General features: G+C 69.0%; 11 protein-coding genes. 4 read left to right on the top strand and 7 right to left on the bottom strand.

All coding sequences use genetic code 11. The features are described 5' to 3' along the window. Positions 1 to 24: 24 nt before the first annotated feature. Positions 25 to 786, bottom strand: a complete 762-nt coding sequence (locus ABZT04_RS10920; protein ID WP_356055310.1) for a glucose 1-dehydrogenase — start codon at positions 784 to 786, stop codon at positions 25 to 27. 181 nt (positions 787 to 967) lie between these two features. Here ABZT04_RS10920 and ABZT04_RS10915 point away from each other — a divergent pair, with 181 nt between their 5' ends. Continuing rightward, positions 968 to 1618: a helix-turn-helix domain-containing protein gene (locus ABZT04_RS10915; protein WP_356055308.1), complete on the top strand. Its 651-nt coding sequence runs from the start codon at positions 968 to 970 to the stop codon at positions 1616 to 1618. A gap of 432 nt (positions 1619 to 2050) precedes the next feature. On the opposite strand, the gene ABZT04_RS10910 is transcribed toward ABZT04_RS10915, so the two are convergent. The 4 genes from ABZT04_RS10910 to ABZT04_RS10895 form a co-directional block, all read right to left on the bottom strand. Then, positions 2051 to 2461, bottom strand: a complete 411-nt coding sequence (locus tag ABZT04_RS10910) for a PTS fructose transporter subunit IIA (protein WP_356055306.1) — start codon at positions 2459 to 2461, stop codon at positions 2051 to 2053. Next, entirely contained in the window at positions 2454 to 3062 is a 609-nt protein-coding gene (dhaL, locus tag ABZT04_RS10905; protein ID WP_356055304.1) for a dihydroxyacetone kinase subunit DhaL, read from the bottom strand. Before dhaL ends, ABZT04_RS10910 begins: the two co-directional genes overlap by 8 nt. 46 nt (positions 3063 to 3108) lie before the next feature. Then, positions 3109 to 4101, bottom strand: a complete 993-nt coding sequence (gene dhaK / locus ABZT04_RS10900; RefSeq protein WP_356055302.1) for a dihydroxyacetone kinase subunit DhaK — start codon at positions 4099 to 4101, stop codon at positions 3109 to 3111. A 239-nt stretch (positions 4102 to 4340) separates the two neighbouring features. Next, positions 4341 to 5681, bottom strand: a complete 1341-nt coding sequence (locus ABZT04_RS10895) for a hypothetical protein (RefSeq protein ID WP_356055300.1) — start codon at positions 5679 to 5681, stop codon at positions 4341 to 4343. 2561 nt (positions 5682 to 8242) lie between these two features. Here ABZT04_RS10895 and ABZT04_RS10890 point away from each other — a divergent pair. The 3 genes from ABZT04_RS10890 (at position 8243) to ABZT04_RS10880 (ending at position 10304) form a co-directional block, all read left to right on the top strand. Continuing rightward, the gene (locus ABZT04_RS10890; RefSeq protein WP_356055299.1) at positions 8243 to 8485 is read left to right on the top strand and encodes a hypothetical protein; all 243 of its coding nucleotides are present in this window, start codon (positions 8243 to 8245) and stop codon (positions 8483 to 8485) included. A gap of 43 nt (positions 8486 to 8528) precedes the next feature. After that, a complete protein-coding gene (locus ABZT04_RS10885) occupies positions 8529 to 10076 on the top strand; it encodes an AarF/UbiB family protein (protein ID WP_356055297.1) in 1548 nt (515 codons plus the stop codon). A 63-nt stretch (positions 10077 to 10139) separates the two neighbouring features. Beyond that, positions 10140 to 10304 carry a hypothetical protein gene (locus ABZT04_RS10880; protein WP_356055295.1) on the top strand — a complete coding sequence of 55 codons (165 nt, stop codon included), beginning with the start codon at positions 10140 to 10142 and terminating at the stop codon, positions 10302 to 10304. 2006 nt (positions 10305 to 12310) lie between these two features. Here the strand turns inward: ABZT04_RS10880 and ABZT04_RS10875 are convergent. Next, complete coding sequence (locus ABZT04_RS10875; protein ID WP_356055293.1) at positions 12311 to 14086, bottom strand: hypothetical protein; 1776 nt, start codon at positions 14084 to 14086, stop codon at positions 12311 to 12313. A 25-nt stretch (positions 14087 to 14111) separates the two neighbouring features. Then, positions 14112 to 15113 (bottom strand): prenyltransferase/squalene oxidase repeat-containing protein, encoded by a 1002-nt coding sequence (locus ABZT04_RS10870; RefSeq protein WP_356055291.1) that lies wholly within the window; start codon positions 15111 to 15113, stop codon positions 14112 to 14114. Positions 15114 to 15439: the final 326 nt, after the last annotated feature.

The following is a 15439-nucleotide window of genomic DNA, read 5'->3' as shown; positions in this document are numbered from 1 at the left end:
CGCCGAGCCCTCCGGGCGCGGGCGTCAGACCGCCGACCAGCCGTCGTCGACCGGCAGGATCGCGCCGTTGATGTTCCTCGCCGCGTCCGAGGCGAGGAACACGATCGCGGCGGCCTGCTCCTCGGGCTGCGCCACGCGGCCCAGGTTCACGAAGTGCGGGCCGAGCGCCGCCGGACCGAGGGCGGCCGGGTCGGCCTCCACGACGATGCCGGTCAGCGTGCCGCCCGGAGCGATGGCGTTCGCACGGATGCCCTGCTTGCGGTACATCACGGCGAGGGACTTGGTCAGGCCCACCACCCCGTGCTTGGAAGCCGTGTAGGCGGCACCCGCCGCGCTGCCGCGGAAGCCCGCCTCGGAGGCGGTGTTCACGATCGCGCCCCGGCCCGCCGCCAGCATGTGCGGCAGCACGGCCCGGGCGAGCAGGAAGGGAGCGGTCAGATTGACCCGGATGACCCGCTCCCACTCCGCGTCGTCCACGTCCGCGAGCGCCGACATGCGGTCCATGATCCCGGCGTTGTTCACCAGCACGTCCACTCCGCCGAAGCGCTCCACGGCGGTCGCGGTCACCTCGTCGACGACCGCCTGCTCGCTCAGGTCACCCGTGACCGCGATGGCGGTGCCGCCAGCCTCTTCGATCTCCTTGACGACCGTCTGGGCACCGTCGGCATTGAGGTCGGCCACCACGACCTTCGCACCTTCCGCCGCGAAGGCCAGAGCGGCGGCCCGCCCGATGCCCGAACCCGCTCCGGTGACGATGACGCTGCGTCCGTCGAGTCCACTGGCCATGAGGTGCTCCTGTTCGTCGTGCAAGTTCATTGTGCGAGTTCGTCGTGCGCATTGGTCGCGCAGGGCTTCGCGCCCCGTTGTGCCCTCACCCTACGACTTAATGTCTGCGAGTGACATAAATTGGTAGGTGGGCCATGGTGGAGAATCCCGGGAGGTCACGACGGCAGCCGGAGGGGAACTGATGACCGCACCCAGCGGACGCACCGGACGACCACCTCTCACCGAGGCGCGCAAGGCCGAGATCCGACTCGAGATCGCCCGCGCCGCGGTGGAACTGTTCGTCTCCCAGGGCGTGGCGGCGACCACCGGTGAGCAGATCGGCCAGGCGGTCGGCGTCTCCGCACGCACCGTGTGGCGCTACTTCCCGAGCAAGGAGAGCTGCGTACGCCCCCTGTTCTCGGCCGGAATCGACGTCATCGCCGCCCGGCTGCGGGAGTGGCAGCCCGGCCGCCCCCTGGAGGAACTCTTCACCCCCGGCCTCCTTACCGCCACGGGCCCTGACGGCGCCACCGGCACCGCCCTCGTACGCCTCACCCGCACGGAACCGGGCCTGCGCGCGATCTGGCTCCAGACCTACGACGAGGCGGAACCGGCGTTCGCCCGAGCCCTGGCCACCCGAGCCGGCCTGCCCGCCGACGACCTGCGCCCCATGATCCAGGCGGCGATGCTGAACGCTGCGCTGCGTGCGGCGGTGGAGCGGTTCGCTTGGCGTGCGAGTGGGGTGGGGGCGGACGGGGCGACGGATGCGGTTACGCGGGAGACGACGGGGGAGGCCGAGGTGGCGGAGACGATGCGGTCGGCGCTGGCCATTGCGGCGGAGGGGATTTCGTAGGCAGGGGTGGGGCGGGTTCCATCCAGCCGACTCAGTGGGCGGGCCATGTGGGGCGCCGGGGCGAGCGTGTTCGGCTGGGTGTGCTCTGGCGGAGGCGACCGACTTTGGCGACGGCTTACGCCGTGCGCGCTGAGTTGTGGGGTGGTCGGGCTGCGGTCCGTGCCGGAGCGGGGCTGCGTTTCTGCTGTACGCGCTGTGCCGGAGGGAGGCGGGCTCAGGCTTCCGCTGCGCGCGCTGGCTTCCCTCGTACGCGCTGTGCCGGAGCCGGTCAGGCGTGGCTCCGGCCATATGCGCACCGCTGGGAGCCGTTGGTCTGCCGCCGCCGCTGTAGGCGCCGTGCCAGCGGCGGCCGGGTTGCTGCGTCCGGCGCACGTGTGTGTCTTTCGCTACGTGCCAGATACATACCGCGTCACAGCCACCCGTGTGCGCGTCTCACACCTTCCGATAGGTGTACGCCTCCGTGGCCGCCGCCTCCACCGCGTCCAGGTCCGCCCCCGTCGACGCCGTGACGACCGCGGCCACCGCGCCCTCGACGAACGGGGCGTCCAACAGGCGGGTGCCGGCCGGGAGTTCGTCGCCTTCGGCGAGGAGGGCTTTCACAGTGAGTACGGCGCTGCCCAGGTCGGTGAGGACGGCGACTCCGGCGCCGCGGTCGACGGACGCGGCCGCCGCGGCGATGAGTTCGGCACTGGTGCCGAGCCCGCCGCTCTCGGTGCCTCCGGCCGGAGCGAGCGGCACCGCCGTGCCGGCGCCCGCGAGGCCGCGCGCCAACTCGGCGACCGAGGCGGCGACTTGAGCGCTGTGCGACACCAGCACGATCCCGACGAGCGTCTGGTCACTCACCGTGGGCCTCCGCTGCTTCGTGGAGCGCGGCGATCAGCAACGAGGAGGACGTGGCGCCCGGATCCTGGTGCCCGATGCTCCGCTCCCCGAGATAGCTCGCCCGCCCCTTGCGGGCCTGCAAGGGCGTGGTGGCCACGGCGCCCTCCTCGGCGGCGGCCCGCGCCGCGGCGAAACCGTCCGGGAGCGCGTCGACCGCCGGGACGAGGGCGTCGATCATGGTCTTGTCGCCGGGTGCGGCGCCGCCGAGGGTCATGACCGCGTCGACTCCCACGCGCAGCGCCTCGGCGAACTCCGCCTCACTCACCTCGGCGGCGTCCCCGAGTGCCTTGCCGGTTCGGCGCAGCAGCGTGCCGTAGAGCGGCCCCGACGCGCCGCCGACCGTGGAGATGAGCTGTCGTCCGGCGAGTGTGAGGACGGCGCCCGGAGTGTTCGGCGCCTCTTTCTCCAGGGCGGCCGCCACGGCGGTGAACCCGCGTTGCAGGTTCGCGCCGTGGTCGGCGTCGCCGATGGGTGAGTCGAGGTCGGTGAGCCGGTCCGCCTCGCGGGCGACGGAGGCGGCGGTCGCCGTCATCCAACGGCGGAAGAAGTCGGCGTCGAGCACTGGATCTCCTTGCGTGGTGGGTGAGTTGACCGATCGCGCCGGTGTGTCACACGCCCCAGCGCAGTCCCGGCGTCCTCACCGGCGCGTCCCACAGTCGTAGCAACTCCTCGTCGATCTGGCACAGGGTGACCGAGGCCCCCGCCATGTCGAGGGACGTCACGTAGTTGCCGACCAGTGTGCGGGCGACGGCGACCCCGCGCTCGGCGAGGACACGCTGCACCTCGGCGTTGAAGCCGTACAGCTCAAGGAGGGGGGTCGCGCCCATGCCGTTCACCAGGACCAGGACCGGGTTGCGCGGCGGCATGTCCTCCAGGATCGCGTGGACGGCGAAGTCGGCGATCTCACCGGAGGTCATCATCGGCCGCCGCTCCCGGCCCGGCTCGCCGTGGATACCGACGCCCAACTCCAGCTCGCCCGGCGGCAGATCGAAGGTCGGGCTGCCCTTGGCGGGAGTGGTGCAGGCGCTGGTCGCGACGCCGAAGCTGCGCGAGTTCTCGTTGACCTGCCGGGCGACGGCCGCCACCCGGTCCAACGGCTGCCCCTCGGCCGCGGCGGCACCGGCGATCTTCTCCACGAAAAGGGTGGCACCTGTCCCGCGCCGCCCCGCGGTGTAGAGGCTGTCGGTGACGGCGACATCGTCATTGACGAGCACCTTGGCCGTCTGGATGCCCTCGTCCTCGGCCAGTTCCGCCGCCATGTCGAAGTTGAGCACGTCGCCGGTGTAGTTCTTCACGATGAACAGCACTCCGGCCCCGCTGTCCACGGCGGCCGCGGCCCGCACCATCTGATCGGGCACCGGCGACGTGAACACCTCCCCAGGACAGGCCGCCGACAACATCCCCGGCCCGACAAACCCACCGTGCAACGGCTCATGCCCCGACCCCCCACCGGAAACAAGCGCCACCTGCCCGGCCACGGGGGCGTCCCGCCGTACGATCACCCGGTTCTCGACGTCCACGGTCAACTCGGGGTGGGCGGCCGCCATACCTCGCAGTGCGTCCGTGACCACGGTCTCCGCGACATTGATCAACATCTTCAAGGGGTGCCTCCTGGCAGGGCTGGCAGACGTCTCTCTGACCTGGGTATTCGGCGGTCGGAGTAGGTTTCGTCAGATATGGATCTTGGCGGTCGTGGTAATCGCGCGCGTGGGTCGGTGATAGGGCCTCTGTGGAAAGTATCGACCTTGTGGGAGTGAAGGTCACGGGCTCGGACGTTCATGGGCGTGCGGGCTGCTTCGGGTTGTGCCGCTGACTGTGCCGTGCGGCCGGACGGCCCCGATCACCGGAGCGGGCCGACCACCTGTGTGATGCGCTCGAGGAGGTCGGCGACGTCGGCCCGGCGCTGGTGGGGGCGCAGGTACTGGACCGCCGCGGTCACGCGCTGGCCGGCGCGGGCGGAGTGCAGGGTGGGATAGGCGTCGAGGAAGGCTGCCCAGTGGGCGAGGGCGGGTTCAAGGTGGCCGAGCCGTAGGTGGGTTTCGGCCAGGCGGGCGCGGGTGAGCGCGGCGGGCAGGCGCTCGGTCTCGGTGCGTAGGCGCAGCGAGGTGGTTAACGCGGTGAGGGCGTTGGTGGGCTCCCTGAGGGTGGCAAGTACCTGCGCGCGTTGGAAGTGCAGGGCGCCGGCCGGGTAGCTGCTGAAGGGGCCCGGTTCGGCGTCGGCCTGGGCGTGGAGGCGTTCGGCGCGGGCAAGCGCGGCCATGGCGGCGTGCCGGTTGTGGTGGGCGTTCAGGACGGCAAGCTGGATGTGGGTGTAGGCGCGGACAGCGGGCGGGGCGTGGCGGGCGTACTGGTCGGCGCGTTCGGCGAGGTTCAGCACGGCGGGGGTGTGATCGCCGAGGCCGTGTGCGTGGGTGGCGATGGTGCGCAGCGCGATCGCGAGAATGGTGGGATCGTCGGCATCGGCGGCGAGACGGGCGGCGATCTGGTGGTAGTGCCGGGCCGGGGCGTGGTGGCCGCTGTCGGCGCACATCGAACCGAGCAGGAGGGCGAGCCGGGCGGTGGCGGACCGTAGGCCCTGGTGCACTCGGGTAGGGGGCGGGCGGTGCAGGAGGGGGATGACCTCGTGAGCGAGATAGGCGGCCAGGCCGGCGCGCACGTGCCGGCCGCCGTGCTGGTCGGCCGAGGTGGCGAACACCTGGGCCATGGCCTGTAACTGGCCCACGTCGTCGGCAACGGTGCGACGGCCCGGGTACTTCTGTCCGCCGGATGCGGCCGGGCCCTCGCCGTGGGGCGGCAGGGCGAGCGCGGTGGCGGTGAGGACGCCCGCGCCGAGCAGGGCGCGGCGGTGCGGGTCGAGTTCGGCGTGGGTGAGGTGGAGGAGTTTGCGCAGGGGGTCGGCCTCCCAGGCGGGGTCCACGAGCTGGGCCGGGGCTCGGGTGAGGCCGGCCTCGTGAGCCGTGAGGCACCTGCCCAGGCGTCGGGAGAGGCATTCCAGGATCAGGGCGGGAAGCGGGGGTCTGGGTTGGGCGCCCTCCAGCCAGCGCCGCACCGTGGTGAGGTGCACGTTCAGCGTCAGCCCCTGCTCCGCGGCGACATCCCTGAGCGCGGCGGTGAACGGGGCAGGGCTCCAGCCGGCTGCCTCCAGGAGGAGCGTGAGCTGGGTGTTGGGTGTGCGCGGCATGACAGCCTCCCGGACGCGCGAGCACTGGGCGTCCTAGCCGGTCTCTTGGGCCACGCCTTCGTCGGTGCGGCGCCTTTCGGGCCATGGCGAGCACGCCGACCGCGGGCGGCGCGGGCGGCGGCTCGGCGGTTGTGGCGTGCCTCAGGCAGGTGTTCCGTTTCTGATGACGGGCTGCCTGCGTCGGCGAGGCGTCCGCGGCGGCCGGTCAAGGATGGTGGGCGGGTGGGTTGTGGGGCCGGGCGGGCAGGGGCGTGTGGTCCATCGAGCGAGCTGTGAGTGCGGTTCATCGAGCCGTGAGGCAGCCCGGCGGTGGCTGGCGGTGATGGGGCCGCGTTCAGGTGCTCGGTGGTCAGGTGGAGGCATCGAACAGGTGCCGCGCGATGGTTTCAGGCCCGCGACTGGCGAGGTTGTGGAGCATGCCGGTGGTGGCTGTTTCAGGGTGTGACGGGTAGGGGGACAGGATGAACAAGTGGGGCGGGTAGGCGGGAGGTTGGGGTAGGCGTCGCGTGATTCGGGTCAGCCAGCGCATGGTGTGCGGGTCGGGGGCGTTCTGTCCGGGGTGGGGAGCGGGGAGGATGGCGACGACGTGAGTGGCGCCGGTGAAGCGGCGGATGAGGGCGCCGCCGCCGATGATCGTGCAGCGCTCGCCCAGGCGTTCCAGTTCCCGGCCGAGTTGAGCGGGCAGGTCGGTCGGTGGTGGTGGAGCGGGCGGGGGTGAGCAGCAGCCAGGTGCCGCCCGGTCCGCTGGGTTCGGGCCGGCTGGTGTGATCGGCGGGCCGTGGTAAGTCGGCGGTCAGGTGCCGGGTGGGCGGCCTGGTGCATCGGCTGGGTCAGGCGGGGCTCGAGGCCCCGCAGAGCCGCGAGGATGACCAGCGGGTTGATCAGGCGGCGCGGTGGTGCCATGTCGGTTCTTTTCACCCTGGTACGTGAAGGGCTTTGGTCTTCAGGTGGGGAGCAGGCGCTGGTCGGTGAGCCGGCCGCGAAGATGGCGGGCCAGTGCGGCGGGGGTGGGGTTGGTCCGCGGCGCGGTGTGGGGGAAGGCGACGTGCAGGTCCCGTGGGAGGCGGGCGCGCAGGGAGTCCAGGCCCAGCAGCGGGCATCTGCGGGGGAGTCGCGCAGTGCGACCAGCAGGTCGTGGGAGGCGGTTGGGGGCGCGCCCTCACCTCCGGTGGAGTAGGTGAGGGCGGCGGTGTCGGGGTACGACGCGAGCCACTGGGCGGCGGCGTTCAGGGGCCTGTAGCCGGTGCGGGTCCGGTCGTGGCACAGGATCTTCTCCAGCGCGGCGATGCTTTCCTCCGGCTCGATCATGGTGTGGCCGCCGGGCTTCCCAGGCCACCTCCCACAGCAGCCGGTGCCAGGGGTCCACCCACGGAGCCTCCTGCTGGTTGACGCCGAGGAATTCCGGCTCGTAGGCCTAGAGGTCACCGTCCAGGAAGCTGCCGTAGGGCATCCGATCCGCCACCGGCTGCGGCGGAACCGCCGGCTCGTCTTTGGTCCACCGGTCGGCGGGCACCTCACGCGCCGTCCCCCGGCCCTCGGCCGGCAGCCGCCCCCAGCGCGTGATGTGACTCCACCCCGCCGGGACAACGACACCCCCGCACCCACCACCGCGATCGCCTCGTCCATCGCCCCACCTTTCTCACCGGTCATCAGGAGTCCTGTGCTTCGTCGTCAGGCAGGCCCGGGGCCGGCGGTACCGACCCCCGGACAGTTGTCCGTAGACGGCACAACACGCCCCGGGCGGCGCCGCTGTGCGGGATTCCGGTGGGCGCCAAGCCCGCCAGGGTCAGCCCGGTGCCACCCGGGCCGCCCGGCAGGCAGTGCGGGTCTGCAGGCAGCCACGTCCCCAGGGAACCGGCAGCGCTGCTCAGGCAGCCCGGCGATCAGCCGGCCGCCGTCGATAGGCCGTCCCCTGGCGATATGCCCACACCGTGGTTTCACCGCCCGGGTGGCGCCGCCTCCTGCCCTCTTCCGTGAAACGGCAGGTGTTTCGGCACGGGAGTTTTCTACTGCAGACATACGCCGCACCACTTTTTCCAGAGGCAAACGTCCGATACCGAAAGACGACTGCCCCAAGGAAGAAACGTCAATCCGGACGACTTGCCCCATCGGGCGCGAAGTAGCGCAAGCGGACGGCGCGAGGGGGAGAGGAAATGAACTCGCGTGCCCCGTACGCCCCTGCGCACGAACCGGAGCGCGCCGCGAGCGTAGCCGGAAGGTTCGCTTCACCCAGTCAGTGCGGTTCCCTTGACAGGCCACCTAAGTTCGGGCGAACGTCGAAGTACTCAGCGGCGGCACCAGTTCCATATCGAGACCGCCGAACGTTCGGAACGCACACCGCACAACTTTCTTCCGTCCGTTTCCCGCACTGATAATCCCCTGGCAGCCGGCGCCGACCGTTTTGTCGGCACACCATGCCCAAAAGGTGAGCAAACAGTAAGAGGTGGAAAGGGGTCGGGCGGGAATCCCGAGTCCCCCGCCGAACCCGCCCGGGTGTCCCGGGGCAACACGACGGACGTGATACCCACCAAGCAAGAGCTACAAAGGAAAGGAGTCCCGTCATGGCGAGGAAGAACTACCTCGACAGGCTGGTCCGCAATGCCGAACGCATGGACAAGGACACGTTCCGGGCGGTCCGCAAGGGCCTGGGCACCAAGAAGAAATCGAAGAGCAAGAAACGGGCGAAGAAGAACCAGCGGCAGATCAACGCCCTCGCCGACCAGCTCGGCCAGCTCACCCAGCAGGTCTCCACCCTCACCAGCGTCGTGTCCCAGGACCGCAAGCACACTTCGCTCAGCGCCTGACGAAGGCCCCTGCTGAACGCCGCGCGCCCAGCGAGGAGCACCCATGCCCCAGGGGCGTACCCGACGCACCGTCCGCATCATCTCCCGGTCCCTCGCCGCCGAAGCCAGCCTCTCCCTGAACACCCTGAGCTCCCGACACTCCCGGCCAGGCGGCGGGGAACCGGAGGATCTCAAGCTGCACAGGGCACAGAACTTCCGCCGCACGCTTGAGGAACTCGGTCCGTTGTATGTGAAGGTCGGCCAGATCCTCGCCACCCGGCCCGATTTCGTCCCGCAACACATCCGGGACGAACTGGAAAACCTCAACGACCGCGCCAGCGTTGAGCCGTTCAGCACCTTCGAGCCCGTTCTCAAGCAAGACCTGGGGCCGAACTGGCGGGCGCACTTCACCGAGATCAGCACCGGCCAACCCCTGGGGGCGGCCTCCCTCGCCCAGGCGTACAAGGCGGTCCACGCCGATGGCCGAACCTGCGTCATCAAGGTGCAGCGGCCGAACGCCACTGAAGCGGTCCTGGGCGACATGTCCGTCCTGAGGACCGTCACCCGGCTCATGACGAAGGCGGCGCCCCACTTCAACGAGGTGGTCGACATCCGCGCCATGCTGGAAGTCCTGTTCACCGTAATGGAGGCCGAACTGGACTTCACGCGCGAGGCCCGCAACATGAAAGACGCAAGAAAAGCCGCCAGAGACTTCACACGCATCCGCGTTCCCAAGGTCATCACCGCCACTCCCCGGGTTCTGGTGCAGACCTTCGCAGAGGGCAACCCGATCAACCGGGTAAAGCCTGACGAACTCAGCAAAAAACAGCGGAAAGAGATCTCCTACCAGCTGATCCAATTCATGTTCCGCTGCTATTTCCTGGAACGGAAGTTCCATGCCGACCCACACCCGGGCAATATCATCGTCAGCCCGGACGGCAAAGCACACCTTATCGACTGGGGCATGGTCGGAAAACTCGACCGCTCCACCAGTACCGCCCTCCTGGGCACCTTCCTGGCCATGGCACACAACGATGGAACCAGCATGGCCAGACAATGGGTCAACCTCGGCACTCCGACACCGTGGAGCAATCTGTCCGCCTTCGTCGGGGACCTCACGCGCATCGTCCCGTACTGGAGCGATGCCACGCTGGCCGAACTGAACCTCGGCGTGGCCCTGATGTCAATGCTGCGCTATTCCTCCCGCCGCGGCGTCCAGATCACCCCCCTGGTCTCGGTCGTGGGAAAGTCCGTGGCGAATATCGAGGGCTCGGTGCGCTACCTCTACCCCAAGCTGAAACTCTCCACGGCCCTGCGCACGACACTCAAAGACATCATGCGGGACCTGCTGCTGGACACCTTCACCGAGGAACAAGGCGCCCAGGCAGCTCTGCATCTGCTGAGCGTCGCGACCCAGAGCCCCGCCCAACTGCAGGCATTTCTCACCGACCTCTCCGTCGGACAGCTCACCCTCCAGGCACGCACCAATCTGGGAGACCCCATCAAAGCCGGCTGGCGCCACCGCAACGCGGGCCGCAGCGGCATCGTGCCGGCCGCCGCAGCGGGCGTGGCCTTCGGCTGGGGCAGGCGCAGAACGCGACGAAAACCATGACGGCCGCGACGCCACCCGCCGCCCCCGACCCGGTGTCCGGCCACCTCAGCAGAAGGCACCAGCATGATCTACCCACGCCGCGGGCCCTTTTTCTGGCTGATCCTGTCGATCGTGCTGTACACCATCGCGGTCGCCCCCCGCGCCACAGCCCACTTCATCCGTGACACCCTCCACGCGGTCCTGCAGTTCTACACCTCCCTGGGCATCTTCCTGTCATCGCTGAAATAAGCAGGGCCCCAGTCCTGAACGGCACGCCAAAGGGGCGGATGACGCATGCGCGCAGCGCTGACCTCAATCCTGTTCACCCTCCTCGCCGGCCTGACGGCATGGGCCTCCATCGCCGCCCCGCACGTCACCGTGAACCTCCACATGCCACCCTCCAACCCGGACACCGGCTACCCACCTCCCGCACCGAGCCCCGCGGCCGTCGTCACCGTGACAGCCAGCAACAGTCCCACCCGCCACCCCCACACATCCCCGCCCGGCACAGCGACGTCCAGCCCCACCCCACTGCCGTCCCCCTCCCGTGCGCCCAACTCCCCCAGCTCACCGCCGCGGGGCCCCTGCCCATCACCGCCTACCACCCCCAGCTCTCCCACGGCTTCGCCCAGCACACCCTCCGAAGGAGCCACGGCCCCCCAACCCACCGACACACCCTGGCCCCCTTCCAGCCCACCGAACCCCCCACCGGCTCTCCCTTGCCCGACTCCCTGCAGTACGTCGGATACGCCCACCCCCCGCTCTCCGCAGGGCGCTACATCCCCGCTTCCCTGCCCGACGGCCACCGGATGCTCGCCGTGCACACCGCCAGGCCCACCGTCCCAGCCCGGCCCACTGCCCACGAACGTCCAGCGCGACGGGGCGGTCTGCTCCGCCGGGCATGGCGCGATGACGCGGGCCACCGCCCCTGGCGCTCTCGCCTGCGGGTGAAGGCTCCGGCGGACAGCGACATGCTGATCGGGCTAATCCGACGACTGGCCCAGCGTGAATGCCGGCGATTTCGCGGTGGGCGACGTCCTGGGCCCGCATGACACATGGGCGGAGTGCAGGGCTTTCGCCGGCGTTTGCGGCGGGGAGGCCTGTTGTCCCGGCTCGACACCCTCCCGTTGATTCCGGCCCCGCCGACCGCGGGTTGGCGAAGTGCCCCTTCCCAGGCCGCGTTCGGCGGCCGCAGCACTGACGGCGACCAGAGCGCACCGACTGCGCCGTTGTGCCTCACGTGCACCTCTATGTCCATAAAGTTTAAGCGACAGGGTATTTATGGCTTATGTTGCGATGGAGATGGAAGCGTCGCTTCGTGTGGCTATCCCGTATCGGGAGTCCGCGAATGCCGTTCTCCCACGTCACCGGGGCCGCGCTGCTGGTCGGCGCAGCATCGACATCGCGGGGTGCGTTACGGACGCCGTTGCGCAGGAGGTGGGTCTGGGGTCGCTGCTGGTGACATAGGTTCCGGTGACTGCGGGCTACCGGTTCACGCAGGTGCAGTAGGAAGCAGCGGATCTTGAGGCAGGACTCATCAGTTCCGCTGTCGGCCGCGAGAGCCAACTCGCTTTCTCCGAGACCGTGTTCATCACGGGTCTGAGTGTGCTGGCGAAGATGGAGTCCGGCATCGCCGGTGTCTCCGACCTCAAGAGGCGGACCGTCGCAGTGGTCGCGGGCACCAGTGCCGAACGCTGCCTGCACCGCCTCAACACCCCGCAGCCGCAGTACTGCGGGCCTCGGCCAGGCGAGCCGACCCTTGGTGCCTGCCAGCGATCGGAGAACAGGTCGCGATGGCGCTGGCTCTGCCCAAGAACGACCTGCCCTTCAAGCAGGTAGTCGACCGCGCCCTCGAAGAGCTGCAAACCACCGGACAGGCCGAGGAAACTGCATAGTAATTGGTTTGCACTGTTCCCTTTTCGAGGGCGGCCGAGCCGGCTCTCTCTCGCGCACAGTTGGCTAAATTCGCTTCAACGGGCTTGTGGGCGTCGGTTGTCACGTCGAGTTCGTTTCAGGAGTGCTTTTCACGCGTCAAGAGGAAGGAAACGACTGCTGAACCGTGGCGACCTGCAACAACGTTGTTGGCGCCGGATGTTGCATCGAGGACCATTTATGTGATGGCTCCTTGCTGCCTCACTTGTCGCTACTATCGCCGACCGATGGTCGAAACGGCGCGCTCAGTCGCGCGCCGTTCCGCAGCTCCGGGTGCTGTTCCGATCAAGGCGTCGGGTCGTGTCGAGTACGCGCCTGACGCGCTATGTCTGGCCTGTGAGGTTGTTCCAGGTCGGTGTGCCGGGGAAGCTCAGGCTCCAGTACCAGAAGGTGGCGTCGACGGTGCATCCGGATGGGCGCACGGTGTCGGTCTCGTAGCTGGTTGCCTGGGATCGCCGCAGGTCCATGGTCCGATCGAAGACCCATGTGGCGCGCCCTGCCATCGGGCCCACCAGGTGGGCCAGGACTCCGCCTCCCTTGTCTTCCCATTTGCGGCGGTGGCCGTTGTAGACCTCGAAGGCGCAGATGCCTATTTCGGCGTCGATCCAGAATCCGGGTTGCTCGAGGATGTGCAGCGGGCCGCCGAGTTCGCCGGTCCCGTGCATCTCGCCTTGGGGCCAGAAACCATCGAATGCTCGGTCCCACATGAATGCTTGATAGTTGGGACCCTGGCTGAAGGTCGCCGGGCCGTTGGTGATGGCGCCGGCTTCATGGTTTCGACAGAACGTACCCGAGCGGATCCGCTGGGTTTGAGCGTGTACCCGTGAGTACTCGGCTTTCACCGGTTCCGGCCACCCCGCAGTGAGGATGTCCCTGGTCGCGGGCGGTGGTTCTGGAAGCGGTTCCACACCCCCCCAGTCGCCCTTGACGGCGTCTCTGGCCTTCTCAATGCCGACGTAGTAGGCGAATTGTTCGGCGAGCGCCCACACCTTCTCGACCGTGCAGCCGATGTGACTTATCGAGATCGAGAACGGGATCCCGATGCCATGGCTGGGTTCGCGCCCCCAGGCAGGCTGGGACTGCACGGCCATCACAGCGTCTCGGACGGCGAAGATCACGATGTTGTTGCTCGACGCCTGGTCCTTGGTGAATTCGACGGGCAGGCGGTTCACCGCGTCGCGTGTCACCTGCCCCCACCGGGCGATCTCCGCGCTGATGTCCGTGCGATCGCCCCAGTCGCCCATGACTCGCGCCACGCTGTGGTCATAGGTGCCACGGCTGACGTGGTCATTGTGCTCGTAGGAGGGTTTGGCCAGCGCATCCTCCAGAGCGTTACCGTACCGTGTCACCTCGGCCCGTCCCCGGTCGGTGACCCCGCTGACCGCGTTGCCCATGAGGTACCGCATCACGAGTACGCGTACGGCCTCGTCGCCTTTGAGCATGGTGAAGCCGATGTGTGCGATGTTGGCGACGAGGACGTCCACCCGGTCACGGATGATCTCGTCGATGCCAGCCTCGGGAAGGTAGCTGGCAGCCAGACCGCCGAGGCTGGGGTTCAGCACGGCGGCAACCCTCCCCACCATCAGGTAATCGGCTTCGGTCAGGACGGCGCAGTCGGCCATGGCGCAGTGGATCTTGAACCACAGGGCGTGCAGCCTGGCGGCTACCTCCAGAGGCTGCTTAGGCGGGCGCGTGGCCAGGGCAAGGCAGGTGTCCACGACCATGTAGGTGTCCACAAGCGGGGGGCGGCCGGAGGATGCGTGGGGCGATCCGCAAGCACCGGGCAGCAGCCAGGTCAGCATCGCGTTCACCGAGACGCCGCCGATCTCGACGTCGTCACCCGCCTTGACCGCGCTCTGCGGGGCCAGGGCGAGCTCGCGCAGGCAGCCCCACAGGACCGTGAGCGCCTCGAGCCGCCGGCCAGTGATCCTCTTACTTCCGCATTCGCGGACGAACTCGTAGCACCGGTCCAAGGCGAGTCCTTGCGGTCGCTGACCGCCCGGCCACGCCATCGTCTGCGGGCGAGGCGGCGGTTGCGGGCACGCGGCCCCGACGATCTCGCGTGCCCGCAGCTCTGCGGGCCGGTAGTCCCATGACATGTTGTCCTCCGGGCAGTGTGTGCGGTCAGTGGTTGAGGGCGTTCAGAGCGTGGATGGTTGCCAGGACTGGGAAGTCGAAGGGGATCGGCCGCGGACCGACCTGGTCGGGCACCGAGGTGAAGGAGCCGTCGCTGTTCTGGCGTTCCGACAGGTAGTGCAGGGCGTCGGGCACCACCCGCCCCGCGGCGCGTCCGGCGAGAGCCCGGGCGGCCTGGGCGGTCGAGAGGACATCGCTGGTCATCCCCGGGCGCTGGCCGAAACCGCCGTCGGGGTTTTGCGACTGCGCCAGCGACCGGACCGCCTGCTTGACGCTGTGACTGTGCAGCCCGGAGGCTTCCAGCGCGTCGATGGCCCGGTTGGCCACGCTCGCCGTGCTGAGGGTCCAGGAAACTGGGAAAGTCCCGTCCCGATGCTGCCGGGAGGCGATGAAGCCGGCCGAGGCCGTCAGACGCTGGCCCAAGCGTGGACCGAGCGCGAGGATCGCGCCTGCGGTCATGTCGACGTCCGCCTCGCGCCCCTTGACGTAGGTCGGGAAAGAACCGTCGGCGCCGGCCATGGCCAGCAGGTAGCGCTCGCCCATGTCCAGTGTTTCCCGGTACTGGGAAACACTGATCACGCGGAGGGCTTCCAGACAGCGGGAGGTGTCGTCGACGTCACTCTGAGAGGCAAGCGCGGTGTAGCCCCATCCGCCGTCCGGGTGCTGGGCACTGGACAGGAAATCACCCATCCGTTCCAACAGGCCGTCCTCGGCTCCGGCGCGGGCCAGACACAGCGCCGCCAGAGCCGTCACGAAAATCTCCTGCCCCGTGATGAAGGGCATCCCTCCGCCCGGGACTCGTATCGCTTCCAGGGCGGCGATCCCGTCCTCGATCACCGGGTTTCCTGGATCAGCCTGACGGAGGGCATGCAACGCGACCAGGTGGGCCAGCACGTTTCCTTCGAACACCTGCCCATTCCGGTCCGCCAGGACGCCGGTCAGATACTCGCGCCTGGCGTCGCCCTCCGCCGAGCCTGCCGTTTCGACCATTCCGATCGCACAGAGAACCAGGGATGTCCACGTCGCATGACCGCGATAGTCAGGTACCGGGCCGACAGGCGGGACCTCACAGCCAAGAGACCTGAGAACTGATCGGAGCAGAAGCCGCTTGCGGGCGCCGGTCGGGTGGTCAAATGACGCCAGGAACGCCCTAATCTCGGCCGCCGACGGCGTTCTCCCTGTAGCCGCCCGCCCTACGAGACCGTCGAGAGGGCTACGCCGGGGCTCCGCATGCAAGTACGCGGTCAGTTGCGCCTGCGCTTGAGGAAGGACGCCCTGCTGCCGCAGCAACGTCAGCATCAAGGCCGACTCCAGGC

The sequence above is a fragment of the Streptomyces sp. NPDC005492 genome (assembly GCF_040605995.1).
Lineage (GTDB): Bacteria > Actinomycetota > Actinomycetes > Streptomycetales > Streptomycetaceae > Streptomyces.
The sequence above is the reverse complement of the archived record's forward strand: the minus strand, read 5'-3'. Positions and strand labels throughout refer to the sequence as shown.